Below are 24,297 nucleotides of genomic sequence, written 5' to 3'. Positions count from 1 at the left end.
TGGGCAACAAAACAACTCAAGTTGCCCCGGTTTGGCAACTTTATTACTTCGCAACTGCAGAAAATCAAGTCTTTTCTGACTACCTCAATCGACCGATTGTGTAGGTAGGATTGATGTTTTCCTTTGCAATATAATCACTTAGGGATTCATGATGCGGATGATGCTCAGTTTTTGTTTCCGCTGCGGCCAAACCACCCGAGATGAACAGAGAATCAATCCCTTCGCCCATACCGCCGAGAATGTCCGTATGTGGGCCGTCGCCGATCACAAGAATGTCGCCATCAGGGATGTCATGACCCAATTCCTGCAGCCTGCGCCGCGCAAGATCATAGATCGGCGGGTGGGGTTTTCCGAAATACAGGCTCTCGCCTCCCATCTCGGTATACAGCTTCGCCAACGCGCCCGCGCACCATTCGCGTATCTCGCCCCGGTCAACAACGATGTCGGGGTTGGCGCAGAGCAGCTTCATGCCTTTCTGTTTGGCATAGAGGAAATCGGCGCGATTGACCGCCGGATCCGCCATTGGGTCGAACGGCCCGCAGCAGACGATCCCTTCGGCCTCATCCAGCGGGACACGTTCGATGTGGATCGGATAGTGTAGTATTTTTAGCGGCTCAAAGAAACCCGCGTCGCGTTCCCATTCCCCCATGAAATAGACTTTTTCACCAACCGCCCCACGGAACATGGCCGACCGAGCCGAGTCCCCGCTGGTGGCGATGGTGTCAAAGGCATCTGCGGGGACATTGAACTGCCCAAGCTGCTCAGCCACGCCAGCACGCGGTTTGGGTGAGTTGGTGACCAGCACAACGATCCCGCCTTGCGCCCGGTAGTTTTGCAAAGCCGCGACCGCATCGGGATAGGCAATGATGCCGTTGTGAACGCATCCCCACAGGTCAACGAACAGTGCCTTGTAGCGGCCTGAAATCTCGGAAAGCGTGTGGATGATCTGGGTCATGGGAGCCTCGGGACCTGAAATTCTGAGTTGTGACAGCTATGGCAAAGCTTTCACCTCTTGGCCATCCCGCAATATCAATTGCGGGTCGAACACAGTGTGTCTGATCGCGTCATTCGACGATTTCTTCGACATCGGGTGCTTGTTGGACGTTTTCGGTGCCCAATATGATCTGTGCGCCGATCCTGTTCTGGAAACGCACTACGACCAGAAAACCCGGCCCCAGTTCTTTCTGAAGTACGTCGACCAAAGGCGTGTCACGCAGGGTCTCGGGCAGCAAACCGGCGATCGAGGATACTTTGTAAGCCGCTTCAATCGGAAGGTCCACGATCAGCCAAATATCGGCGTGTTTACGTTTGGCATTCACGTCCACGCGGATGATCTCAACTGAGACCGGATCGGCCCAGTCCCGGATCGTTTGCGCCAACTGCGCCTCGGTCCGGGTTTCGAGGTAACGGTTGTAGGTCGACTTTCCCAGTTGAAGGACAACGAAGGCTAGGAATGCCAGTGTCACCACCACGCTTGCGGTGAAGTTCAGCTTGCGCCTACCCTTGCTAAACACCACCGCCCGCGCTGCATACACGATGTAAACCGCGCAAGCGGACAGAATGATCGCACCAAGGTTGGTGGCAAACAGCAGGCCGGCTTCATAGGCCTCGGCGGGTTCGTCGAAATACAGCAACACACCCGATGCAGACAGAGGTGGCACCAATGACACGCCGATGGCTGCACCGGGAAGTAGGCTGGCCTCGGACCGGTTGATCTGAACGTAGGCGGCGGCCACCCCGGCGGCCAGCGCAACGATCAGATCCTCGGTGCCCGGATCCGTTCTGGCCAGAACCTGATCGGGGATCAGAATACCGCGCGGGACGTCTGCGACATAGACGAGAAGCCACGCCAGCAAGACGCTGATTACCGCCGCGCCGCAGACGATCAGAGCTAACTTGAACGCGCGACCCAGCCACCCCATGACCATCGCGGCCGCGACCCCAAGGATAGGTGTCATCAATGGCGCAACAAGCATTGCGGCAATGACCACCGCACCGGAATCTCGCAGCATGCCCATCGTGGCGATCACAACGGATAAGGTCAGAAGCATGGCAAACCGTCGCCAATAGGCAGATTTGTCCTTGCCTTCAAACCTCAGGATGTCGCGTGTGGTGCTGAACTTGCGGGAACTCATGAACGTCGTCTGACCCAATTCGCTGTCTGGCTATTGATGTCAGACTACCAACGGATGCCATTCGCGCAAAACAATAGTAGCAAAGAAAAAAGGCGCCCGGGAGGGGCGCCTTTCGGTTGGGATGTTTGTCAGCGTCAAACCTTGAGGTTCGGGATGATCTGTTTTTTGCGGCTCATGATGCCAGGCAGGACTACGGCATCGCCGTCCACGCTTGCGCCAAAGCTCTTTTCCGCGACGCCTTTGACCAGATCGTTCGGCACCAGCAGGGTGGCCTCTTCGTTCAGGATATCGACCACGAACAGCAGAACCTGATCAACGCCGTCTTCCTTGGCTACGTCAGCCATCGAACCCGCCAGGCTGGCCTTGCGGTCCAGAACGACGCCCGGTGCAGTGGTTTCCAGAACCGAAACGCGGAACTTGGTACCGTCGACCTCATATTCCTTGCTGTCCATTCGGATCAGTTCGGCGTCCGAAAAAGACGACACATCCGATTTGGCCGCGAACATTTCCGCGGCATAGGTCGCAACGTCCAGACCCAGATCAGCGGCCAGCCTCTCGGCCACTGCGCGGTCATGTGCGGTGGTGGTGGGTGAGCGGAATTCCAGCGTATCCGACAGGATGCAGGTCAGTGCGGCGGCTTTGATGGCGTCGGGCATCTTGGCGGCGTCGTCACCGATCAGGTCCATCATGATGGTCGCAGTGCAAGCCAGCGGACGCACGGTGATGTCGATCGGGCCTTTGGTTTCCAGACCGCCAACCAGCTTGTGGTGGTCGATGATTGCGCGGATGTCGGCGCTGTTTACGCTGGCTGGCAGCTCGGCCGGGTTGTTGGTGTCCACGATGACTACCGGTGCGCCCTCGGCCACGTCCTCGATGATGCGCGGCTTTGGCAGGTCCCAGCGCTGCAGCAGGAATGCCGCTTCGGTGTTGGGTTCGCCCAGCAAAACCGGCTCAGCCTGTTCGCCTTTGATTTCGTTCAGGTACCATGACCACAGGATAGGTGAGCCTGTGGAGTCGGTGTCGGGGGATTTATGTCCAAATACGAGCGTTGTCATGTCAGCGTCCTGAGGGTGATCATTTTGCGCGCCTTATAGGGCGGTCCGCCGGGGTTGTCACCCAACAGTGTTTACGCTGCGACGGTTGGTCTGAAATCGAGGTGGGGTCAGAACGGGGCGCGGGTCAGGGTGTACCCGGCCTGCTGCAATTGGTTCAGCAGCCCGTAATCGCCCCCAAGATGCCCGGCACCGACCGCGATCACGACAGTTTGGTCCTGAATGCTCAGAATTTTCTGCATCCAGTTGCTGTTGCGCTCGACAAGAAGTTTTTGCTCGAAATCATTCCATTCCTCGTCGAACACCTCGGGCGGCAGGCCCGAGTCTTCCAAACCCTGCAGGCGGGCGAGCTGGATGATTTCAACATGTTTCTCTTCCAGATATGCATTGGCCATCGTGGCCAGTTGATCCTCGCTGCCGCCCATGGCACCGGCCATCCGCACAAGGGACTGGACCTGCTTTTCGATGGGGTGGCTGTCGAACATACTCATAAGATCGGCAACCTGTTCAAGCGAGCGTTTGGGGATGCCCAACTCGTCAGCCAGTTGATCAAGACGGGCGTCCATCCCGTGGCTCGCACTGGGGTCCTGCATCATACACGGGGGGACGCCCAGCATCATGCTTAGAAACCAGGGCCGCATTTTGGCTGCCATCCAGCCGGGGATACCGCGCTCGGATAGCCCGTCAGACAGGGCAGACCAGTCTTCCTCGGACATCAGGTCAATCAGGCTGGGTCCCGAGGTGATCATCACCGGGCTCATGTCCTTGGCCAGGTCTTGTTCGAACGCGTCCATTTCTTCCTGCGTTACCTCGAAATAAAACGCGTCCGCATCGCTGAGGGTCGGCGTTAGCCGTTCGACCACTGCGTCCATGCGTGGGTCATTGGCATGCAACGTGCCAACAAGGTGTAGAACCGTGTCGCCCTTGGAAGCGATCCAGTGGTTACCTTCGGGAAATGGGATATCGGCCACTGCCTGTTGCAGTTCGGACTTTACCGCAGGGCTCAGTCCCGGCCTCAGATCATTCCCTTCGCATGCGGCCTGTACGGCGGCGGGCAGGAAAAGGAAAAGCAACGGTGCAAACAGGCGCATAAGGATCATCTCGGAAACTTCAGTGTGACCGCGACATTGCCTTTGCGCAGCAATGTATTCAAGCCAGATGCAGGTGATGGCTGGCGTTCGCGGCAAATTTGCATAGCATGGCGAAATGGACCGCGAGCAGGATCTATACCCGCCGATCAAGACGCTGTTCGAGCGTCAGGGCTATACCGTCAAAGGCGAAGTCGGCGCTGCCGATATCGTCGCTGTTCGAGATGGCGATGAGCCGGTGATTGTTGAGCTGAAGCTGCGGTTCTCATTGGCGCTATTTCATCAGGCAATCACGCGGTTAAGGGTGACTGACCAAGTCTATATAGGTGTGTGCAAACCAAAAGGGCGAACAGCGCGGCGCGCGTTAAAGGACAATTTGGCGCTGTGCCGCAGGCTTGGTCTTGGTCTGATCACTGTACGTGCCGACGGCGCGGTCGAGGTGCAATGTGACCCGGGCCCGTATGCACCGCGAAAAAACAAAGCAAAATCGGCTCGTCTGCTCCGTGAATTTGACCGGCTTGAAGGTGATCCCAACGCAGGTGGGGCGACCCGGCACGGGATCGTGACGGCCTATCGTCAGGACGCGCTGAAATGTGCAGCCCATCTGGCCGAATGCGGAGCGACAAAGGGGGCGGAAGTTGCCCAATCCACCGGCGTCGCCCAGGCCACGCGCCTGATGCGGGACAATCACTACGGGTGGTTCGACAAGGTCGAGAAAGGGGTCTATGCGCTGTCGGCAACGGGGGCCGAAGGGTTGAAGCACTGGGCATATAGCTGGGAAGATGCGAACTAGTCAGGCCGTGCGGCAATTTCGGCAATCATGGCGCGGGTTATATCTGAAAGGACGGCGTTGCGTTCAGGAAATGGCGCATCGCTTTCGGTCAGATAGATGGCGGCCAGATAGGTGCGGGGCTCGGGTGTCTGCAAAAAGGCAACGATCGCACGGCTGCCGTGGCCTCCGGCACCGGTCTTGTCCCCGATCGTCCACCCGTCAGGCACGTGCGCGCGGATAAGACCGTTGGCCACTTGATCGTCTATCATCCATTGCCTGAGTTGTGCGGAGGATGCGGGTGAGAGCGCCTGGCCAAATAACAACCGGTCGAGCGTCGCCAGTATTGCCCGAGGCGTTGTAGTGTCGCGCGGATCGCCTGGAGTGGCTTCGTTCAGCGCCGTCTCCCATCGATCAAGGCGGGTGATGTCGTCGCCGTTTGTCCGAAAAAACTCGGTCAGTCCGGCAGGCCCATCCAGGCGGCGCAACAGCAGATTGGCCGCAGCATTGTCGCTGATCGTCATCGTTGCTTCGCATAGCGCTCCGACAGTCATACCGGTCTCAACATGTTTGCTGGTGACAGGGGAGTAATCTACCAGGTCCGTCGTCTGGTACGTGACGTGATCTGACAGGCTTTCCGTACCTGCATCCACCTCTGCCAGCACGGCGCCGCACAAGAGCGTTTTGAACGTGCTGGACATCGGAAACAGCTCATCCGCGCGGTATGAAACCTCCCATTCGTTGCTGGGATCATAAAGGAGCAGCCCGATCCGGGCATCAAGGCGGCGCTCCCAGCTCTGGACCGTTTCGGTAAGGGGCTGCGCCTGTGCTGATGTGGCTAAACCAACAGTAATAGTAATTAAAAACAACAGGGTAGTTGTGATTTTCCTGAGCCCACGCATCGAATCTGCCTTGGTCAAATGTGGTCGCCATCACCTAAGTTGGCTAGGGCGCTGTGTAAACCGGGCGTTCTGGGGCTCTGCGTGCGAAAAATATTCAGGCAACTTGTTGACTCGGTCATTTCGACCCCCTAGCTATGTGTCGTTATCACTCTCTACTGCTGAGTGCTAACGCCTCGCTGAAAGGCGGGGGGAGGATAGATAAACTTTGAGCCCAAGGAGCTGCAAAGATGGCATTGAAACCGCTTCATGACCGTGTGCTGGTTCGTCGTACCGAAAGCGATGAGAAAACCGCAGGCGGGTTGATCATTCCCGAAAGCGCAAAAGAAAAGCCCAGCGAAGGCGAAGTCGTTTCGACCGGTGAAGGCGCGCGCAAGGACAGCGGCGAACTGATCGCAATGGCTGTAAAAGCTGGCGACAAGATCCTGTTCGGCAAGTGGTCGGGCACCGAGGTTCAGGTCAACGGCGAAGAGCTGCTGATGATGAAAGAAAGCGACATCATGGGGATCATCGAGTAAGCGCCCGCGCTTCTCTGATCTTCATTTCCAACATTTTTCTCAAGGAGAAACAACATGGCTGCTAAGGACGTCAAGTTCGACACCGATGCCCGCAACCGCATGCTGTCAGGTGTGAACATCCTGGCCGATGCTGTCAAAGTGACCCTGGGCCCCAAAGGCCGCAACGTGGTTCTGGACAAATCCTTCGGCGCACCGCGCATCACCAAAGACGGTGTATCGGTTGCCAAGGAAATCGAACTGGAAGATAAGTTCGAAAACATGGGCGCGCAGATGGTGAAAGAAGTCGCCAGCCGCACCAATGACGAAGCCGGCGACGGCACCACCACTGCAACTGTTCTGGCTCAGTCGATCGTCAAAGAAGGTCTGAAGCAGGTTGCTGCTGGCCTGAACCCGATGGACCTGAAGCGCGGCATCGACCTGGCAACTGCCAAGGTCGTTGAAGGCATCAAAGAGATGGCGCGTGAAGTCAAAGACTCGGCAGAAGTCGCTCAGGTTGGCACCATCTCGGCCAACGGCGAAGCTGAAATCGGTCAGCAAATCGCAGACGCGATGCAGAAGGTTGGCAACGAAGGCGTTATCACCGTCGAAGAAAACAAAGGTCTGGAAACCGAGACCGATGTTGTCGAAGGTATGCAGTTCGACCGTGGCTACCTGTCGCCTTACTTCGTCACCAATGCTGACAAGATGATTGCAGACCTCGACGACTGCATGATCCTGCTGCACGAAAAGAAACTGTCCTCGCTGCAGCCGATGGTTCCGCTGCTCGAGCAGGTGATCCAGTCGCAAAAGCCGCTGCTGATCATTGCTGAAGACGTTGAAGGCGAAGCGCTGGCAACTTTGGTTGTCAACAAACTGCGCGGCGGCCTGAAAATTGCTGCTGTCAAAGCACCGGGCTTCGGCGATCGCCGCAAGGCCATGCTGCAGGACATCGCAATCCTGACCGGCGGTCAAGTCATCAGCGAAGATCTGGGCATGAAGCTCGAGTCCGTCACTATGGACATGCTGGGCACTGCCAAGAAAATCGAAATCACCAAAGACGAAACCACCATCGTCGACGGTGCTGGCGAGAAAGCCGAGATCGAAGCACGTGTTGCTCAGATCCGCACTCAGATCGAAGAAACCTCGTCGGACTACGACCGTGAAAAGCTGCAAGAGCGCGTTGCCAAACTGGCCGGCGGTGTTGCTGTTATCCGCGTAGGTGGCATGACCGAAGTTGAAGTGAAAGAGCGTAAGGATCGTGTTGACGATGCTCTGAACGCAACGCGCGCAGCCGTTCAGGAAGGCGTTGTTGTGGGGGGTGGCGTTTCGCTGGTTCAGGCCGGTAAAGCACTGGACACTCTGAAAGGCGCAAACGCTGATCAGGACGCAGGCATCAATATCGTGCGTAAAGCCATCGAAGCGCCGCTGCGCCAGATTGCTGAGAACGCGGGCGTCGACGGCGCAGTTGTTGCAGGCAAAGTTCGCGAATCTTCGGAAGCGGCCTTTGGTTTCAACGCTCAGACCGAAGAGTATGGCGACATGTTCTCGTTCGGCGTTATCGATCCGGCCAAAGTTGTCCGCACTGCGCTGGAAGATGCAGCATCGGTTGCTGGCCTGCTGGTCACCACCGAAGCAATGGTTGCTGACAAGCCTGCCAAAGACGGCGCGCCTGCTGGCGGCGGCATGCCCGACATGGGCGGCATGGGCGGCATGATGTAAGACGTCGAATTCGCCTCGGCGAATTCTGACGGTCCCGACAGGCGCTTGGCTGTAAGGCCAAGCTGCCGAAGGGGAAGCCTTAAAATATAGGGACGGGGTCGCCTTCGGGCGGCCCCGTTCCGTTTTGCGGACCACCCGCGGGAATGTGAGTGTGCAAAACGCGCCGAAACCGGCTATGCGGTTGATATGAAACTGTTCCTACTCACGTGCCTGACGATGTGCGCCTTTGCGTCCAACTCGATACTTAATCGTCTGGCGATTGATAGTGGCGCCAGCAATCCTGCTGCCTTTGCCGTGGTGCGGGTCTTAGCTGGTGCAGTGGTACTGGCCGGGTTGGTTCTTCTAAGGGCTGGCCACTTGCCACTGTTTGACCGACGCAGGATTGCCGGGGCGGGGTCGTTGTCCCTGTACATGATCGGATTCTCGGTCGCCTATCTGACGCTGGACGCGGGTCTTGGCGCGCTGATCCTGTTTGGGGTGGTGCAGGTGACGATGTTCACTGTGACATCAGTGAAAGGCACGCTGCCCACTGGTCAGCAGATCGCGGGCGCCGCAATCGCGTTGCTGGGGTTGGTCTACGTGCTGTGGCCGTCCGGATCGATACAGGTCAACCCGATCGGGGCTGTCCTGATGATCGCCGCCGGGATCGGCTGGGCGATCTATTCGTTGGTTGGCAAGTCCGAATCGGATGCCTTATCCGGCACTGCGGCCAATTTTGTCGTGGCATTGCCCGTGACAACGCTGGCTTTGTTGGCGACAGGAGGGGCTTGGCAAATGACCGCTAACGGATACTTGCTGGCTGCGTTGGCCGGCGCGGTTACTTCGGGGATGGGGTATGCGCTGTGGTATCAGGTTCTGCGGGAATTGACGCCCACAACGGCGGCCGTCGTGCAACTCAGCGTTCCGATCATAGCCATTATCGGCGGTGTCCTCCTGCTGGGTGAGGCCGCCAGTCTGCGTCTGATCCTGGGGGCGGGTCTGGTATTGGGCGGAATTGCACTGGCCGTTCTGCGCAGGACGCCGCGGTAGGGGTTTATTCGCTGGACGTTAGGCCTTATCTGGCGGCTATGCGTTATTTGCTTGCCCTCTTTCTGTTCTTTGTGCCTGCCATTGTGCAGGCAAAATGCGTGGTCCTGCTGCATGGGCTGGCACGGACCGAAGCGTCCTTTACCGTGATGGAACAGCTGTTCAAGACGCATGGTTATACCGTCGTGCGCCCGGGATATCCGTCCACTGACCTACCTATTCCCGAACTGGCTGCACAGACTCTGCCGGACGCGTTTACTGAATGCGGTGACGACAAGGTCAATGTGGTTGCGCATTCGATGGGCGGCATCTTATTGCGCTATTGGCTGCAGGATAACCATCCGGAAAATCTGGGCCGCGTGGTCATGCTCGGCCCGCCCAATCAGGGCAGTCAGTTGGTGGACGAACTTAGCGCGTATGAGGTGTTCGGGATGCTGAATGGCCCGGCTGGCCTGGCGTTGGGGACGGGCCCCGAAGGTATCCCAAGGCAACTGCCGCCTGCGGATTTCGAACTGGGTGTTATCGCCGGTGAGAATTCGCTGAACCCGCTGTTTTCGTCGATGATTGACGGTTCGGATGACGGCAAGGTCTCGGTTGAGACCACCAAGGTCAAAGGGATGGCGGACCATATCGTTTTGCCGGTGACACACACATTCATGATGAACAACCCGCGCGTAATGGCGCAGGCGTTGCATTTCATAGAGTTTGGGCAGTTTGACCCACAGATTACTTGGTTGGACGGGGTGATGGAAATCATCGACGAAATCTGCATCGGGCAGGATTGTTCGGAACCCGCGTCGGAGCCTTCCCAATGACTGCACTTTCTCTGACTTTAACCGGCGCAGAGGTCTTGTTGCCGGACCAAGGGATGACTCGTGCAGACCTGCCCATTGCCGAGGGGATCGTGCAAGAGGACCGCGCAGGCAGAACAATCGATCTGTCGGGATATCTTGTGATGCCCGGTATCATCGACCTGCACGGCGACGGGTTCGAGCGCCACATCGCACCGCGCCGCGGGGCGATGAAGCAGATGGGCGAAGGTATTTTGTCGGTCGAAGCTGAACTGGCCGCCAACGGGATCACGACGGCGGTCCTGGCCCAGTTCCTGAGTTGGGAGGGCGGCGTACGCGGCCCTGAATTCGCTGGCCAAGTGTTTGATGCTATCGCGTCGGTCAAAGATTGCGTCGTGACCGATCTGCTGCCTCAATTACGGTTCGAAACACACATGCTGGCGGAATACCCCAGCCTGCCTGAACGCATCACCGATTGGCAGGTGCCCTATGTCGTGTTCAACGACCACTTGCCGCATGACCGGTTGGCCGAGGGGCGCAAGCCGCCACGTTTGACGGGGCAGGCGCTTAAGGCAGGGCACAATCCGGACGCACATTTTGAGATGCTGCTGTCCATGCATGCCCGCCGGGATGATGTGCCCGCTGCCTTGGACACGCTCTGTACGGCGCTGGCCGAGCAGGGTGTCCGTATGGGCAGTCATGACGACGCAACCGCCCAAACCCGCGCCGATTGGCGGGCGCGGGGCGCGCAGATCGCGGAATTCCCAGAAACGCTAGAGGCAGCCGAGGCTGCACGGGCTGCTGGGGATCACGTTATTCTCGGATCACCCAACGTGGTGCGTGGCGGATCGCACAAGGGCAACGTCAGCGCGTTGGATCTGATCACGATGGGGCTGTGTGATGCGCTCGCCTCGGATTACCATTACCCCAGTCCCAGGCGCGCGGCTTTGATGCTGGCCAAATCCGGTCTGTTGGATCTGGCCGGAGCCTGGGCGTTGGTCTCTTCCGGTCCGGCACGGGTTCTTGGGTTGCAGGACCGGGGCACGCTCGCCCCGGGTCAACGCGCAGACCTAGTGATCCTTGATGCTCGGTCCCACCGCGTCGCCGCCACGCTGGCTGGTGGGCGGGTTAGTTTCATGTCCGGCGATATCGCCGCACGGTTCGTGGGCTGAGTCACCGCGTGATGCGGTTGAAATGCGCCATCTTGCGGCCCAGTTTGACCTCAGCCTTGCCATAGAGATGAAGCGCCACGTCGCGTTCCCGTGCCAATTCCGGCACACGGTCCATATCATCACCGATCAAGTTCTCCATGACCACGTCCGAATGGCGTTGACCATCACCCAGGGGCCATCCCGCCACAGCGCGGATATGCTGTTCGAACTGATCCACCGCGCAGCCGTTCTGTGTCCAGTGACCCGAGTTGTGCACCCGAGGCGCAACCTCATTCACGATCAACCCTTCTGACGTGACGAACAGTTCGACACCCATGACTCCGACGTAATCCAGCGCGTTCAAGATATTGGCGGCCAGAAGAACAGCATCGGTTCGTTGCGCCGGGGCAAGGCGGGCGGGTACCGTGGTGGTGTGCAAGATGCCATCGCGGTGCACGTTTTCACCGGGGTCGAAACAGGACACTTGACCGTCGATGCTTCGGGCGGCGATGACCGATACCTCGTGGCTGAAATTTACGAACCCTTCGAGGATTGCGGGCGCGCCTGCCATATCGGCCAGTGCGGCCTCGGCATCCTCGGGGCCGCGCAACCGCGCCTGCCCCTTGCCGTCATAGCCGAAACGACGTGTTTTCAGGATGGCTGGCGTGCCAATCTGGTCAATTGCTGCCTTTAGGCAGTCCAGATCGGTGATGTCGGCGAACGGCGCTGTTTTCAAGCCCAACCCGGCAAGGAACGTCTTTTCGGTCAGGCGGTCCTGACTGACGCGCAGTGCTTCGCGCCCCGGATGGATAGGGCAATGTGCTTCCAACAGGTCCAGCGCTTCGGTCGGGATATTTTCGAATTCATACGTGATGACATCGACGGACTCGGCAAAGGCCTTCAGTGCCGCAGCGTCATCATAAGCTGCAGTCGTCACATGATCCGCCACCTGACCGGCGGGTGGGTTCGCGCCCGGCTCAAAGATGTGGGTTACAAAGCCCAACCGGGCTGCGGCGACGGACAACATCCTGCCCAATTGGCCTCCGCCCAAAATTCCAATCCGCGCCCCCGGAGCAAGCATGTCCGTCATCAGTCTGTCTCCAACCTTTTTCCAATCGCCTGCAGGGCCGAGCGCAGCGCATCATGTGCGTTGCCCGCATGCAAGGCCTGCGTCATCTGCAGGCTGAGTGTTCCATCCGTCGCCAGCGCGTCCCGTTCCTGGGCCAGACGCCCGGCTTGCCCGGTTTGCATCGTCTGCAGAAATCCGGACAGTAGCTGTGTTGTATAAAACTCTGAGGCATCCGCGTCGCCTGTCTGCTCGGCCAGCCACTCGGCACCTGTTGCCATTACGTCCAGAAGGCCCGGGACCATCGCGCAGATCGCAAAATGCGCGTTCAACGCCGCCTCGGTTGCGACTTTGACAACCGGGTTTTCGGGTTCGAACAATTCGGCCAGCAAGGCATCGTTGCCAAACGCTGCAAGCGGGCATCCACCTTGCTGAAGAAAACCCAATGGGATCGTTTGCACAAAGTCAGTTGCGGGGGCGCATAACGCAGCAAGCTGATCCACCGATACAGCTGCCATCACAGATACGATTTGCTGACCCGAGCGAAAACTCAGGTTATCCAGAACTTCCGGGGCGATCTGAGGGCGCAGGCAAAGAAAAACGATATCCGATGCGTCGATAACCGCTTGTGGGTTTGTGACCGTTACGCCCAGTTCAGCCTCCAACTCAGCTGAGACTTTGGCGTTTCGCTCTGTAACGGCAATGCTGTGCCCTTTGTCCGTAAGAAAACGCGCAATGGGGGCTGCGATATGTCCGGTTCCGATAAAGCCGATACGGCTCATCCTTGGGGTTCCTCGGGGATAGAAGCAGACAAAGCTTCGCGCCAGGCATCCAGCCGATCAGCCAGTGCTGCGTCCTGCAAGGCGAGGATGCCAGCCGCCATCAACCCGGCATTGGCCCCACCGGCAGAGCCGATAGCCATCGTCGCCACCGGAAAGCCTTTGGGCATCTGCACGATGGAGTATAGCGAATCGACGCCGGACAGGGCACGGGTCTGCACAGGAACGCCGATCACCGGTACGCGCGTCTTTGAGGCCATCATCCCCGGCAGATGCGCAGCACCGCCCGCACCGGCGATAATCACATCCAGGCCACGCTGAACGGCGGTTTTACCATAGTCCCACAGGCGATCAGGGGTGCGGTGCGCCGAAACGATGCGTTTTTCAAACGCAATGCCCAGTTCATCCAGAATGTCTGCGGCCTCTTTCATCGTGGGCCAGTCCGACTGGCTGCCCATGATGATCCCCACTTTTACATCGCTCATCCGCTTGTCGCCTCTGCCCGTCGAAAGAGCGCGCACTATAGCCAAATCGGCCTATCTGGCAATGCGGTACAGGGGTTTTAGGCGATGATATCGGGTGTCAGACGGTCCTCGATCAGGCGAATGATGTCCTTTAGACGCAGTTTCTGTTTTTTCAGCCGCTTGATCGTCAACTGATCCGAAGTCCCCGTGGCCTGCAGCGCCTCGATCGCTTCGTCCAGATCGCGGTGCTGGCGGCGAAATACCTCAAGCTCGACCCGAAGAACTTCATCTGTTTTCATTGAAATGTCAGTGGGCGCGTTCATGGGCGACTCAGTTGTTATTATGGTGCTTTCCACACAAGATAGTGTGTCAGGGTTTATCCGGCCAGACCTTGTGGACATCCCTGCATATTCCCATATTCTATCATACGCGGTTGCCAAAACGGGACCGCACCACACGTCGCTTTGGCAATAAAGGACGAAAATACGTGTCGAAACTTACTCTTGGCTCATACCCGCATCTTTTGGGGTTCGAGCAATTGGAACGCCTTCTGGAGCGGTCTGCAAAGGCCGGCAACGAAGGATACCCGCCCTATAACATCGAACAGACCTCGGATTTTTCCTATCGTATCACCTTGGCAGTTGCCGGTTTTGCGGAAGAGGACCTGTCGATTACCATCGAGGATCGCCAACTGGTGATCCGGGGCCGTCAACGCGACGATAGCGAGGGGCGTATCTTTCTGCATCGCGGCATCGCGGCGCGTCAATTTCAGCGCATGTTTGTGCTGGCGGACGGTGTCGAGGTGGGCGAGGCGATCATGGAAAACGGTCTGCTGCATGTGGATCTGACCCGCGCCGTGCCTGAAACCGTGGTTCAGACAATCAATATACGGAAGGGGTAAGAGCAATGAATACACCGATTGAAATCAACACCGAAGGCGACCGGATCGTCTATGTAAAAGCCGTCGATGTGGCTGACCTGCCGCGTGAAGTGCGCGAACAGGCCGGTGATCTGGATCAGCTCTACGCTGTGCATGACTCGGATGGTCAGCAACTGGCCCTGGTCGCAGATCGCAAACTGGCCTTTATTCTGGCGCGCGAACATGACTTTTCCCCGGTGGCCGTGCACTAAATCGGCCCCCGCAGCGTGTGATTTTCCCGTGACATCCGCCGCCCCACGGGTGAGATATGCGAACCAATACGGGTTCGCAGGGCGGAGGCACCAAACATGAGTTGGTTTGATTTTGACTGGGTGGACGCATTCAGCGACCGCGCATTTGGCGGTAATGGATGCGCCGTGGTGCATGGTGGGGCCGTCCTACCCAAAGATGTCTGCACGGCTTACGTGCGCGAAACGTCCTTGGTCGAATGTACCTTTACCGGGCCGTCTGACGCGGCCGACTTCCAAGTGCGCTATTTTCTGGCCAGCCGTGAAATCCCTTTTGCGGGTCATCCAACCATTGCCACTGTCGCGGCGATGCGGTCGCGTGGGCTGTTTCAGGGGGATGCACTGACACTGGACACCGGGGCAGGGATCGTTTCCATCCAACTCAATGGTGATGAGATTGAGATGACGCAGGTTGCCCCGCAATTTGGTGCGATGGTTCCTGCCGATCTGGTTGCTGCCGCCATCAGCCTGCCGGAAAGCGCGATCATCTCCCCACCTCAGATGGTATCCACAGGGTTGCCCTTTTGTGTCACCGTATTGCGCGATCATGAAGCCTTGCGCGCCGCGAAGTTGGTTGAAGAACCTTTGCGAAAAGTGATCGAAGCAGGCGGGTATTCGGGGTCGGACATGGCCGAGCCCTTCCTTGTGACGCTGGAAGGCGCGACCGAGGCGGGCGACACATTCTCACGTCTGTTGATGCTGCCGCCCAGCCCGCCCGAGGATCCCTTCACGGGATCCGCAACCGGGGCGATGGCAGCTTATCTGTGGAAGTATGGTTTGATGCCCAAAGATACGTTTACGGCAGAACAGGGCCACGACTTGGGCCGCCCCGGCCAAGCGACCGTTACACGCGTTGGACCTGCCGATGCGATGACCGGTATTAAGGTGGCGGGCCGTGGCTATATTCTGATGCGCGGTCAGGTCAATTTGCCCGGGCAACTGTCATGACTGAACCCGCGATCGCCATCCTGCCCTACGGGCATCGGTTGGGTCCGAAATTGGCTTCGGTTCCATTGTCCGATCTGATCTGGCCCGAAGGGTGCCCCGAGCGCCTGATGGGCAAAACGGTTGGCGATCTTGAGCGTACGGACCATCTGATCATGTATCCCAATTCTACCGTGCATTTGCGCCTGCGCCGGGGCACCCGCGCCCGGATTTCGCTGATGATGGGCGAACCTTCGGCCATTCACGCCAAGCACGACAAGATGCTCCGCTACACATGGCGGCGGTTCTTTCGGGTGATGACGTTTCATGACGTGCTGCTGCAGAACCTTCCGAACGCTGTGTTTCTGCCCTACGGCGTGACGATGGTGCCGGATTGGCGAGACCTCAACGTAGAGAAAACTAAATCCTGCTCGCTCATCGCCTCAGCCAAACGCGATCTGGAAGGGCACCAACTTCGCCATTCGGTGATTGACTGGGTGCGTGAAACGGGCGCTGACGTTGATATCATGGGGCGGGGATACACGCCGTTTGATCGCAAATCCGACGGTTTGGCACCGTATCGCTATTCCGTTGTGATCGAAAATGTGCGCGAGAAAAACTATTTCTCGGAAAAGCTGACAGATGCGATCCTATGCTCAACGGTTCCGATCTATTGGGGGTGCCCGAATATCGGGGACTTCATGGACACAGCCGGTATGATCCTCTGTGAGTCCGAGGCCGACATTCAGCGCGCAATCAACGGCCTGACCGCTGACGACCATGCCGAACGCCTGCCGCATCTGAAAGCTGCGCAAAGCAAGGCGGCAGAGTTCGGTGACTTTGAAGGCCGTGCGGTGCGAACCCTGCGGGAACAGATAAACGCGGCCTAGTCGTCCAATGGCGGCGGGGCCAGCCATCCCACCGGCAAGATCGGGTTCGCCAAGGCGTTGATCCCGTGCCGAAGGCAAAGTCGCTGCAGATATGATCCGGTGACCGGCAGCCCGGCGGTTTTGCCTGCCATGAACTTCTTCTGATGTCCGTAGATGTGGACTGAATGCACCTTATCCCGTTCGATTTCGGCCGTGGAAATGCGCGGATCGTGCAGTTTCCATAGCTGTTCCTTGTCCAAAGGATAGAACATATCCGGCTGCATCGCGTGGCTGTCTTCGCCGGTCTGGCGCAGAAAATACTCCAACGCCTTGGGGCCGGAGCTGCCCCAGGGAAGTGCTTCGATGCCCCAGGTCTCTCCGTTTCGGATGCGCTTGCGATTGTGTCGAAACAGCCGCCCGCCACGCCAGGGCTGGGTCGGGTTGGCAGAGGTCACGAACTCAATCCATAGCGCCAGTGTCTCTGAGTCTGGTGGCAGACGCAGAACACCATTGGGAAAAGTGCCTGATTGCGTCGACCCGAAAACGTAAGACGAAGAAAAGTCGAATGGCTTGACGCAGTAGGCATCCAGATCGACCCAGATGAACGGGGTTTTCTGCATAAGCCGCAGTCGGAAAATGTCGGAAAACACTGCGACGCCCAACCGGTCTTCCGGTTGGAAATCAAACGGCGCGGGCCAAAGGATATCAGAAGCGGGCCGTATCTCGGTGCCGCTAGGCACGCCTTCGATGTCATGCACGGTATACAGAATAAACCGGTGACCGTTATCCAGATAGGATTGAATGCATAACGCCTCGAGCCAGCTCAAGTCTGAACCAAACCAGAAACTGGCAATTGCAGGCAGGTCGCGGGTCATGGGCACATTGCGTTTTGGTTAGGGTCTGCATTTGCACCAAGGCAGCGTGCGCTTGTCAATCCAACAAAAAAAGCGGCCAATGCTGGCCGCTTTGCTTGTTCGTTGTAGCAGTTAGGATGCTGCAATGAGACCCATGCTTTCCAGTTTCAGGAGAACTTGATGGGCGCAGTTGTCGACCTCGACATTTTCGGTCTCGACGCTCAGTTCGGGGTCCGCGGGAACATCATAAGGGTCCGAGATTCCGGTGAACTCTTTGATCTTGCCTTCGCGGGCCAGCTTGTACAGTCCCTTGCGGTCGCGGCGTTCGCATTCCTCAATGGTGGTGGCCACATGAACCTCGCAGAAGGCGCCGAATTGCTCGATCTCTTCCCGGACCGCACGGCGGGTCGTGGCATAGGGCGCGATCGGGGCGCAGATTGCAATGCCGCCGTTCTTGGTTATCTCGCTGGCTACATAGCCAATGCGGCGGATGTTCAGGTCGCGGTGTTCCTTCGAAAAGCCCAGCTCTGACGATAGATTTTTCCGAACGATGTCACCATCCAGCAATGTGACAGGGCGGCCGCCCATCTCCATCAGTTTGACCATAAGCGCGTTGGCGATAGTGGATTTGCCCGAGCCCGAAAAGCCGGTGAAGAACACAGTAAAGCCCTGCTGGCTGCGCGGTGGGCGGGTCTTGCGCAATTCGGCGACAACCTCGGGAAAGCTGAACCATTCCGGGATCTCCAGACCTTCGGCCAGACGACGGCGTAACTCGGTGCCCGAGATGTTCAGGATAGTGACATTGTCCTTGTCCAGAATCTCATCGTTTGGCTCGTATTGCGCGCGTTCCTGCACATAGACCATGTGTTTGAAATCGACCATCTCGACGCCGATCTCATCCTGGTACTTGCGGAACAGATCCTGCGCATCGTAGGGGCCGTAGAAATCTTCGCCCTGACTGTTCTTGCCCGGGCCCGCATGGTCACGGCCGACGATAAAGTGGGTGCAGCCATGATTTGCGCGGATCAGCCCGTGCCAGACGGCCTCGCGCGGGCCGGCCATGCGCATTGCCAGGTTCAACAACGACATCGATGTGGTCGAGGCCGGGTATTTGTCCAGTACCGCCTCATAGCAGCGCACGCGGGTGAAATGATCCACGTCGCCCGGTTTGGTCATGCCCACGACCGGATGGATCAGCAGGTTGGCCTGCGCCTCTTTCGCGGCGCGGAAGGTCAGTTCCTGGTGCGCGCGGTGCAGCGGGTTGCGGGTCTGAAACGCAACGATACGCCGCCAGCCGACTTTGCGGAAATAGGCGCGCAGCTCGTTCGGAGTGTCGCGGCGCGCGCGGAAGTCATAATGGACCGGCTGTTGAATACCGACCACAGGTCCGCCCAGATAAACTTTGCCCGCGACGTTGTGCAGGTAGTTCACCGCCGGGTGGGCGTCGTCATCTGCACCAAAGACTTTTTCGGCCTCGCGTGCCTTGTTAGGCGTCCAGCGGTCCGTGACTGTCATGGTGCCCAGAATGACGCCTTCCTGATCACGCAGAGCGATGTCCTGGCCCAATTCGATTTTGTCGGCGAACGCCTCGTCTACGTCCAGAGTAATGGGCATCGGCCACAGTGTGCCGTCGGCCAGACGCATGTTCTCGACGACGTTGTCGTAGTCCGCCTCGCCTAGGAAACCTTTGAGAGGGTTGAACCCGCCGTTCATCAGCAGTTCCAGATCACAGATCTGGCGCGGGCTCAGGTCCCAGCTGGTCAGATCTGCGGCTTCCACCTTCAGTTTCTGTGCTGAATCGTAGGACACGAACAATTCGGGGATCGGGGCCAGGTTACTTAACATCGTCATGGGATTACTCTTGTAAAAGTGCTGCTTTGCCATTGATTAAGGGGCGTTTGCCCCGGCTTTTGGGTGAAGTCCATATACCTTGGTGAAACAAAGGACGATATGCGCGGTTTTTCCACGCAATGGAAGGATATTCCGGTTTGTGTGGCAATCTGCGAAGCTGGTTCCCTAGGTGGGCAACAATTCCACCCAATTCAGGGCGAGTGTTCTTATGCAGCGACACTGGCGTTCAGATCCGCGGCTTTGGGGACGGGCAGGGCGGGAATCGGTTTCGTCACGCCACGCAGTTCAAATGGGCGAACCTGCCGCATATCGCCGTCATATCCTGCCGCCAGCAACAACTCTTCCGAGACCAGAAGTTCGCACCCCAGGGTTTTGGTTTCGGCCTCTAACCGGCTGGCCACATTTACGGTGTCGCCGATGATTGTTCGGGCGGCGTGGCCCGCAGCACCGATTTCACCCAGAACAAGGTCCCCCAGATGCAGGCCCATTCCGATTCGGATCCGAGGACTGCCTTCTGTTTCCAGCTGCTGGTTGAAACGCTGCAAGGCAAGGCTGATATCAATGGCCGCTTTCATCCCGGCCCGAGCAGAGCTTTGGGCGTTGGCGGTTTCGAACACGGCCAACAGGCCGTCGCCCATGTATTTGTCGACCACTCCGCCCTCGGCAGTGATCGCGGGGACGATGGCGTCGAAAAAGCGGTTCAGCAGGAAAACGATGTCATAGGGCAGTTGGCCAGCGGTGCGCGAGGTAAAGCCGCGCATGTCCAGAAACAGGACCGCCAATTGCCGTTCCTGACCCTGGCTTGCATGTGCCCGGTGTCGGGCGCCATCTGGACGGAACATGCGAAACGCTGTGATCGGAGCCATCGGTCGGATTTGACATGCCAGCCGGGCACCCGCCGGGGCGCTGACCGCAGCTAGGCTTCGGGCTTCGACCTCACCAGGTTCAGGCAGTTGATCCCCGCCCGCCTCGACAATCACGCGGCAGGTGGTGCAGCGCCCTTTGCCACCGCATAGCGCCGTGTGTGGAATGCCGTTGGCTTGGGAAATTTCAAGCAGGGTCATCCCTTTTTCAGCAACGACCTCAGGGCCTTGAGCGTACTTGACGCGCACGGAATGTCGGCGGCGCCACAGTTTGCGGATCGCAAATACCGCCAGGGATGCGCCAAGGGCCACCCAGAACGCCATCAGCGCATTGTCTTTTACGCTGAACAGGTGCTGGAAGTCTTCGGGAGAGGGCCAGTTGTAATGCTCGATATATTGCTCGCGCAAAAACGGGTCTGCAAAATCTGCCCAGATCCGGCGCCCCTCCGTCAACACTCCGGCAAGGGCAAATGTGGGAACAAACACAGCCAGGCCAATCAGATATGGCACCAATTTGGGCCACCAGCGGGTCAGCCGCAGCCACATGTGCAGTCCGATACAGCCATGTACCCACACCACCAGCAACAACAGGCTTTGCATCCAGACCGCGTAGCTCGGCCACATCAGAACGATGATATAGCCCATTTCATCGTTCACATCGTAAACCGTGTTCGCATAGCGCGTTTGCACGATATGCGAGATCAGCTGCAATGGGATCAACAACCCCAGAACCATCTGCAACCCCGTGCTGAACGGCATGCGCAAAGTCCGGCGCTGGCTGATCGAGTACAGGGCTAACCCCGCGTGAATCAAAAGAGCAGCATAGAGTATTATGCTGCCGACATCGTGACGTGTGATCACATGACGGGCATCCTGCATGCCATGCAAATAGTCTGTGTGAAACAAACCAAGGCCGATATTGATGAAGTGAAAGAACGCAAAGGCGAACAGAACCAAGCCGCTGCCGATCCTCAGCCGGGTTGCCCACCCGCCTTGCCACAGAACAGTTTTCAATCAGATCACCTGCATTGGTCTCGCCTGAGGCCGAGTCTGATACGCCGCAGCTTAGCGGTCAAGCGCAGGTTGCGGATAGGGCGGTGTCCAATCCGTTGGCGGCGTATCCACGCGGATCAGCGAAGGAGACGGGTCGAACAGGACGATGTGGCTAAGTTCGGGGCGCGAGCGTGAGCTGTATAGCAACCCGTCAGCGCCTGCGTCACGCGCGCGGTCCGAGAAGCCCCATGTCGGCGAGGTGCCCTGCTTGGCGTGAATGTCCTGCCAAACGACCGATGCCTCGCGCTGTCCACGTAAGTCAACCAGTTTTGCGCCTGTCACGGTTGCCCGCTGTAAGACACGTGGTGGATCGCCCGCCGAAACATATCTTCGAATCGCAACCCCGGCACCTTCTGCGCTGAGCGAGGCGTAAAGCGCCATCTGCCCCGAGTAATGAAAACGCCCCTCCGGTGCCCGGGCAGGGGCCAAAGGGGCGTCCAACTGCGTCAGAAAAAGAATTCTCCAGACCGGGCCAGAGAATTCCAGCATCAGATCAATCCTGTTCGGCCAGGAAACGCTCGGCATCCAGCGCGGCCATGCATCCCATGCCGGCGCTGGTCACAGCCTGCCGGTAGATGTGGTCCGTCAGATCCCCGGCGGCAAAAACACCCGGCACCGAGGTCTCGGTCGAACCTGGCTTGGTCACGACATAGCCGCCCATATGGCTTTCCAGTGAGTCCTTGACCAGTTCATTGGCAGGTGCGTGTCCGATCGCGACAAAAACGCCTTTGCAGGGGATCTCGGTGATCTCGCCGGTCTTCACGTTTTTGACCCGCACACCTTCGACGCCCAGCGGGGCATCGGTGCCGGTCACTTCTTCCAACTCGTGGAACCACAGGGGTTCGATTTTTTCATGCTTCAGCAGCCGGTCCTGCAGGATCTTTTCCGCGCGCAGCTCATCACGACGATGGATCAAAGTGACCTTGCTGGCAAAATTGGTCAGAAACAGCGCCTCTTCGACGGCGGTGTTGCCGCCACCGATGACCACGATTTCTTGTCCGCGATAAAAGAAGCCGTCGCAGGTCGCGCAAGCCGAAACGCCAAAGCCCTTAAATTTCTCTTCCGACGGCAGACCCAGCCATTTGGCACGCGCGCCGGTGGCCAGAATGACGGCATCTGCTGTGTAAACAGTGCCGCTGTCGCCGGTTGCGGTGAACGGGCGTTTGCTGAGGTCCAGATCGTTGATGATGTCACCGATGATTTCACAGCCCATCGCCTTGGCATGGTCCTGCATACGCACCATCAGGTCGGGGCCTTGAACCTCGGTGTCTCCGGGCCAGTTTTCGACCTCGGTCGTTGTGGTCAGCTGGCCGCCCGGCTCGATGCCCTGAACCAGAATCGGCTCCAGCATCGCGCGGCTTGCATAAACGCCGGCCGTGTAACCGGCCGGTCCCGATCCGATGATCAGAACCCTGGTGTGTCGTGTTTCGGCCATAGTACCCCCAACTCGATCTGCCTGATTGGGGCGCGTGGCCCCTGACGGATGGATATAGCGAGCGTCGCGCAGGGCTTAAACCCCCAACCTTTTGACAGGCAGTCATGCATTTGCGGCAAGGTGCCCAAAAAAAGAACATTGAAAATATAGAATATTGCGCAGGTGCGAAAGATAATTGCGCATTGGTCGGGTGCTGATATAACAACCGAAAAATTAGGAGCATTTCATGGTCGCGATACGGCTGGATGAGATTGACCGCAAGATTTTGGCAGAATTGCAGGCAGACGGTCGCATGACCAATGTCGAGTTGGCAAAACGCGTAGGTATTTCAGCGCCGCCTTGCCTGCGGCGCGTGCGTACGTTGGAAGAATCCGGGCTTATTCGCGGCTACCATGCCGATGTGAACTCACGCGAGTTGGGGTTCGAGGTTCAGGTCTTTGCCATGGTGGGGTTGGAAAGCCAGGCCGAATCCGAACTTAACGCATTTGAGGAACGCTGCCGCGAATGGCCGCTGGTTCGGGAATGCCACATGTTGAACGGCGAGGTGGACTTTATCCTGAAATGCGTCGCCCCCGACCTGAGCAGTTTTCAGCAGTTTCTGACGGGCGAGCTGCTGACTACGCCCAATGTAGCCAGCGTAAAAACATCGCTGGTTATTCGCGGCGCCAAGGACGAACCCGGCGTTCCCTTCGACGTTCTGGAAGAACGAATGAACCGGACGGCGTGAACATCATTCGCTTTTGATGCGGTTTTGACGGCGGCAGAAATGCTGCGACCGTCAATGATAGAACCCAACTAATTATCAGCTGCATAATGCCCCCACACTGCAGTTAGTTTTTGTTTTCAGGCCGTAAGCGCATCTATCTCACCGTCTCCGGCGCGTGGCAAAACCAGCGGGCCAAAATCGTTCAACGATTCGATATGCGCGAACAAGTTCAGGTAGATCGACCTGAGCGATCGGCTGACCTGACGCACGGCGTTGACACCCGGATGGTAGGATTCGAATTGCAGGCCGTCGACCTTTATGACCGAGTGACGTTTCAGGCAGATGTGAAACAGTTCAATCGGTGTCGGCGGCAGCGTTTCGATCACACTCATACCGTCTTGGAACTCATGGACAGGGGTCAGAATTTCGGCCCCCTCGTGCAAATGGCGCAGATGCGCAGGTGCGCCCAGCAGACGTGCTGCGGGTCCCGCGATTACGCCGGACAGCGGCTTTTGCATTCCAAATGTATCGGCCATGATCCGAGTTAGCGGGCGTGTTCGACCACGCGAATCCTCGCGTCCGGGAATCAGGGTCACCGACCCCTTCCACAACACGGTCTGCAGCGCGCCATCCTGTGTCAGAACCAAGTCGCCCGGCAGCAGATCTTCGATCGCCAATGGGCCGTTTTCGGTTTCCACCAGGGATCCGCGTGTAAAGGCACAAAAGGCGTCTTCGAACATGGGCAATGCCGGAGCGATGTGGCGCGTTTGCGAAACATCTCCGTTTGGCATCAAGGTACTGACCTCATAGCGCCGCAACTGGGCCTTTGGTCTTGCGTTTGTCCTCGGAATTTCGCGCAGCATGGCCGAAGTTTCGACCGCGTTTCTGGCTGCGCGCGTCAAGGAATGTGGAATTGTCATTTTCATTCCGTCCCCTTTAAAATACCGTTCAGACGGGTAAAGCCCTCCGTACAGGGCAACCTGACCGGCGTTTTCTTTGTCTTTAGAGAGAGAGCGACCATTATGCGCACGCCATTCCGGCGTCGCGACGCGATAAATTTCCGCTTTTCTTTGGTCAACACACTGACCCCCCAGACAAACTCACTAAAACGCAGGCGGAAATTACCTGCGCACACACAC

Annotated in this window: 26 protein-coding genes; 11 read left to right on the top strand and 15 right to left on the bottom strand. The window is 58.0% G+C overall.

The annotated features are described in order from the left end of the window. Window positions 1–79: 79 nt before the first annotated feature. The 4 genes from AC2FLJ_RS05925 to AC2FLJ_RS05910 form a co-directional block, all read right to left on the bottom strand. Complete coding sequence (locus AC2FLJ_RS05925) at window positions 80–955, bottom strand: TIGR01459 family HAD-type hydrolase (RefSeq protein WP_496704815.1); 876 nt, start codon at window positions 953–955, stop codon at window positions 80–82. A gap of 109 nt (window positions 956–1,064) precedes the next feature. Continuing rightward, a complete protein-coding gene (locus tag AC2FLJ_RS05920) occupies window positions 1,065–2,135 on the bottom strand; it encodes a DUF389 domain-containing protein (RefSeq protein WP_058275520.1) in 1,071 nt (356 codons plus the stop codon). Window positions 2,136–2,269: 134 nt separating this feature from the next. Further along, window positions 2,270–3,190 (bottom strand): manganese-dependent inorganic pyrophosphatase, encoded by a 921-nt coding sequence (locus AC2FLJ_RS05915; RefSeq protein WP_496696176.1) that lies wholly within the window; start codon window positions 3,188–3,190, stop codon window positions 2,270–2,272. 107 nt (window positions 3,191–3,297) lie between these two features. Further along, the gene (locus AC2FLJ_RS05910; RefSeq protein ID WP_496696174.1) at window positions 3,298–4,278 is read right to left on the bottom strand and encodes a TraB/GumN family protein; all 981 of its coding nucleotides are present in this window, start codon (window positions 4,276–4,278) and stop codon (window positions 3,298–3,300) included. A 115-nt stretch (window positions 4,279–4,393) separates the two neighbouring features. Between AC2FLJ_RS05910 and AC2FLJ_RS05905 the strand changes: the two genes are divergently transcribed. After that, window positions 4,394–5,068, top strand: a complete 675-nt coding sequence (locus tag AC2FLJ_RS05905) for a DUF2161 domain-containing phosphodiesterase (protein WP_282168974.1) — start codon at window positions 4,394–4,396, stop codon at window positions 5,066–5,068. Here AC2FLJ_RS05905 and bla read toward each other — a convergent pair. After that, complete coding sequence (gene bla / locus AC2FLJ_RS05900; RefSeq protein WP_496704954.1) at window positions 5,065–5,946, bottom strand: class A beta-lactamase; 882 nt, start codon at window positions 5,944–5,946, stop codon at window positions 5,065–5,067. The two genes, AC2FLJ_RS05905 and bla, sit on opposite strands and share 4 nt — an antisense overlap. Before the next feature lie 227 nt (window positions 5,947–6,173). On the opposite strand from bla, the gene AC2FLJ_RS05895 reads away from it, so the two are divergent. The 5 genes from AC2FLJ_RS05895 (at window position 6,174) to AC2FLJ_RS05875 (ending at window position 11,148) form a co-directional block, all read left to right on the top strand. Beyond that, the gene (locus AC2FLJ_RS05895; protein ID WP_058275523.1) at window positions 6,174–6,461 is read left to right on the top strand and encodes a co-chaperone GroES; all 288 of its coding nucleotides are present in this window, start codon (window positions 6,174–6,176) and stop codon (window positions 6,459–6,461) included. Window positions 6,462–6,515: 54 nt separating this feature from the next. After that, window positions 6,516–8,159, top strand: a complete 1,644-nt coding sequence (groL, locus tag AC2FLJ_RS05890; protein ID WP_058275524.1) for a chaperonin GroEL — start codon at window positions 6,516–6,518, stop codon at window positions 8,157–8,159. A gap of 186 nt (window positions 8,160–8,345) precedes the next feature. After that, window positions 8,346–9,188 carry a DMT family transporter gene (locus AC2FLJ_RS05885; protein ID WP_496704811.1) on the top strand — a complete coding sequence of 281 codons (843 nt, stop codon included), beginning with the start codon at window positions 8,346–8,348 and terminating at the stop codon, window positions 9,186–9,188. Between the two features lie 38 nt (window positions 9,189–9,226). Continuing rightward, window positions 9,227–10,000 (top strand): alpha/beta fold hydrolase, encoded by a 774-nt coding sequence (locus AC2FLJ_RS05880; RefSeq protein ID WP_496704809.1) that lies wholly within the window; start codon window positions 9,227–9,229, stop codon window positions 9,998–10,000. After that, a complete protein-coding gene (locus AC2FLJ_RS05875) occupies window positions 9,997–11,148 on the top strand; it encodes an alpha-D-ribose 1-methylphosphonate 5-triphosphate diphosphatase (RefSeq protein ID WP_496704807.1) in 1,152 nt (383 codons plus the stop codon). The genes AC2FLJ_RS05880 and AC2FLJ_RS05875 overlap by 4 nt, the downstream gene beginning before the upstream one ends. A gap of 1 nt (window position 11,149) precedes the next feature. On the opposite strand, the gene AC2FLJ_RS05870 is transcribed toward AC2FLJ_RS05875, so the two are convergent. The 4 genes from AC2FLJ_RS05870 to AC2FLJ_RS05855 all read right to left on the bottom strand — a co-directional run bounded on the left by AC2FLJ_RS05870 (window position 11,150) and on the right by AC2FLJ_RS05855 (window position 13,759). Beyond that, complete coding sequence (locus tag AC2FLJ_RS05870) at window positions 11,150–12,217, bottom strand: 5-(carboxyamino)imidazole ribonucleotide synthase (RefSeq protein ID WP_496704805.1); 1,068 nt, start codon at window positions 12,215–12,217, stop codon at window positions 11,150–11,152. Next, window positions 12,217–12,975 carry an NAD(P)-binding domain-containing protein gene (locus tag AC2FLJ_RS05865; protein WP_496704804.1) on the bottom strand — a complete coding sequence of 253 codons (759 nt, stop codon included), beginning with the start codon at window positions 12,973–12,975 and terminating at the stop codon, window positions 12,217–12,219. The genes AC2FLJ_RS05870 and AC2FLJ_RS05865 overlap by 1 nt, the downstream gene beginning before the upstream one ends. Further along, complete coding sequence (gene purE, locus AC2FLJ_RS05860) at window positions 12,972–13,457, bottom strand: 5-(carboxyamino)imidazole ribonucleotide mutase (RefSeq protein WP_496704802.1); 486 nt, start codon at window positions 13,455–13,457, stop codon at window positions 12,972–12,974. Before purE ends, AC2FLJ_RS05865 begins: the two co-directional genes overlap by 4 nt. A 77-nt stretch (window positions 13,458–13,534) precedes the next feature. Continuing rightward, window positions 13,535–13,759 carry a YdcH family protein gene (locus AC2FLJ_RS05855; protein WP_058275529.1) on the bottom strand — a complete coding sequence of 75 codons (225 nt, stop codon included), beginning with the start codon at window positions 13,757–13,759 and terminating at the stop codon, window positions 13,535–13,537. Window positions 13,760–13,923: 164 nt separating this feature from the next. Here AC2FLJ_RS05855 and AC2FLJ_RS05850 point away from each other — a divergent pair, with 164 nt between their 5' ends. The 4 genes from AC2FLJ_RS05850 (at window position 13,924) to AC2FLJ_RS05835 (ending at window position 16,417) form a co-directional block, all read left to right on the top strand. Continuing rightward, window positions 13,924–14,337 (top strand): Hsp20 family protein, encoded by a 414-nt coding sequence (locus tag AC2FLJ_RS05850; protein WP_058275530.1) that lies wholly within the window; start codon window positions 13,924–13,926, stop codon window positions 14,335–14,337. 5 nt (window positions 14,338–14,342) lie between these two features. Further along, window positions 14,343–14,567: a DUF1150 family protein gene (locus tag AC2FLJ_RS05845; RefSeq protein WP_058275531.1), complete on the top strand. Its 225-nt coding sequence runs from the start codon at window positions 14,343–14,345 to the stop codon at window positions 14,565–14,567. 96 nt (window positions 14,568–14,663) lie between these two features. Next, a complete protein-coding gene (locus tag AC2FLJ_RS05840; RefSeq protein ID WP_496704800.1) occupies window positions 14,664–15,551 on the top strand; it encodes a PhzF family phenazine biosynthesis protein in 888 nt (295 codons plus the stop codon). Then, the gene (locus AC2FLJ_RS05835; protein ID WP_496704798.1) at window positions 15,548–16,417 is read left to right on the top strand and encodes a hypothetical protein; all 870 of its coding nucleotides are present in this window, start codon (window positions 15,548–15,550) and stop codon (window positions 16,415–16,417) included. The genes AC2FLJ_RS05840 and AC2FLJ_RS05835 overlap by 4 nt, the downstream gene beginning before the upstream one ends. Here the strand turns inward: AC2FLJ_RS05835 and AC2FLJ_RS05830 are convergent. The 5 genes from AC2FLJ_RS05830 to trxB form a co-directional block, all read right to left on the bottom strand. Next, window positions 16,414–17,271, bottom strand: coding sequence for a hypothetical protein (locus AC2FLJ_RS05830; protein WP_496704797.1), 858 nt, complete (start codon window positions 17,269–17,271; stop codon window positions 16,414–16,416). The two genes, AC2FLJ_RS05835 and AC2FLJ_RS05830, sit on opposite strands and share 4 nt — an antisense overlap. Window positions 17,272–17,382: 111 nt before the next feature. Then, window positions 17,383–19,101, bottom strand: coding sequence for a bifunctional sulfate adenylyltransferase/adenylylsulfate kinase (locus tag AC2FLJ_RS05825; RefSeq protein ID WP_496696156.1), 1,719 nt, complete (start codon window positions 19,099–19,101; stop codon window positions 17,383–17,385). Between the two features lie 206 nt (window positions 19,102–19,307). Further along, complete coding sequence (locus tag AC2FLJ_RS05820; RefSeq protein ID WP_496704795.1) at window positions 19,308–20,978, bottom strand: adenylate/guanylate cyclase domain-containing protein; 1,671 nt, start codon at window positions 20,976–20,978, stop codon at window positions 19,308–19,310. 51 nt (window positions 20,979–21,029) lie between these two features. After that, window positions 21,030–21,506 carry an RES family NAD+ phosphorylase gene (locus tag AC2FLJ_RS05815; protein ID WP_496704793.1) on the bottom strand — a complete coding sequence of 159 codons (477 nt, stop codon included), beginning with the start codon at window positions 21,504–21,506 and terminating at the stop codon, window positions 21,030–21,032. Window positions 21,507–21,510: 4 nt separating this feature from the next. Further along, entirely contained in the window at window positions 21,511–22,452 is a 942-nt protein-coding gene (gene trxB / locus AC2FLJ_RS05810) for a thioredoxin-disulfide reductase (RefSeq protein ID WP_282118987.1), read from the bottom strand. Window positions 22,453–22,678: 226 nt separating this feature from the next. On the opposite strand from trxB, the gene AC2FLJ_RS05805 reads away from it, so the two are divergent. Further along, a complete protein-coding gene (locus tag AC2FLJ_RS05805) occupies window positions 22,679–23,179 on the top strand; it encodes an Lrp/AsnC family transcriptional regulator (RefSeq protein ID WP_058275538.1) in 501 nt (166 codons plus the stop codon). Window positions 23,180–23,295: 116 nt separating this feature from the next. Here the strand turns inward: AC2FLJ_RS05805 and AC2FLJ_RS05800 are convergent, their stop codons facing one another. After that, window positions 23,296–24,078 (bottom strand): Hint domain-containing protein, encoded by a 783-nt coding sequence (locus AC2FLJ_RS05800; RefSeq protein WP_496704952.1) that lies wholly within the window; start codon window positions 24,076–24,078, stop codon window positions 23,296–23,298. Window positions 24,079–24,297: the final 219 nt, after the last annotated feature.

The organism is Ruegeria sp. CDSA034 (genome assembly GCF_059612275.1).
The sequence above is the reverse complement of the archived record's forward strand: the minus strand, read 5'-3'. Positions and strand labels throughout refer to the sequence as shown.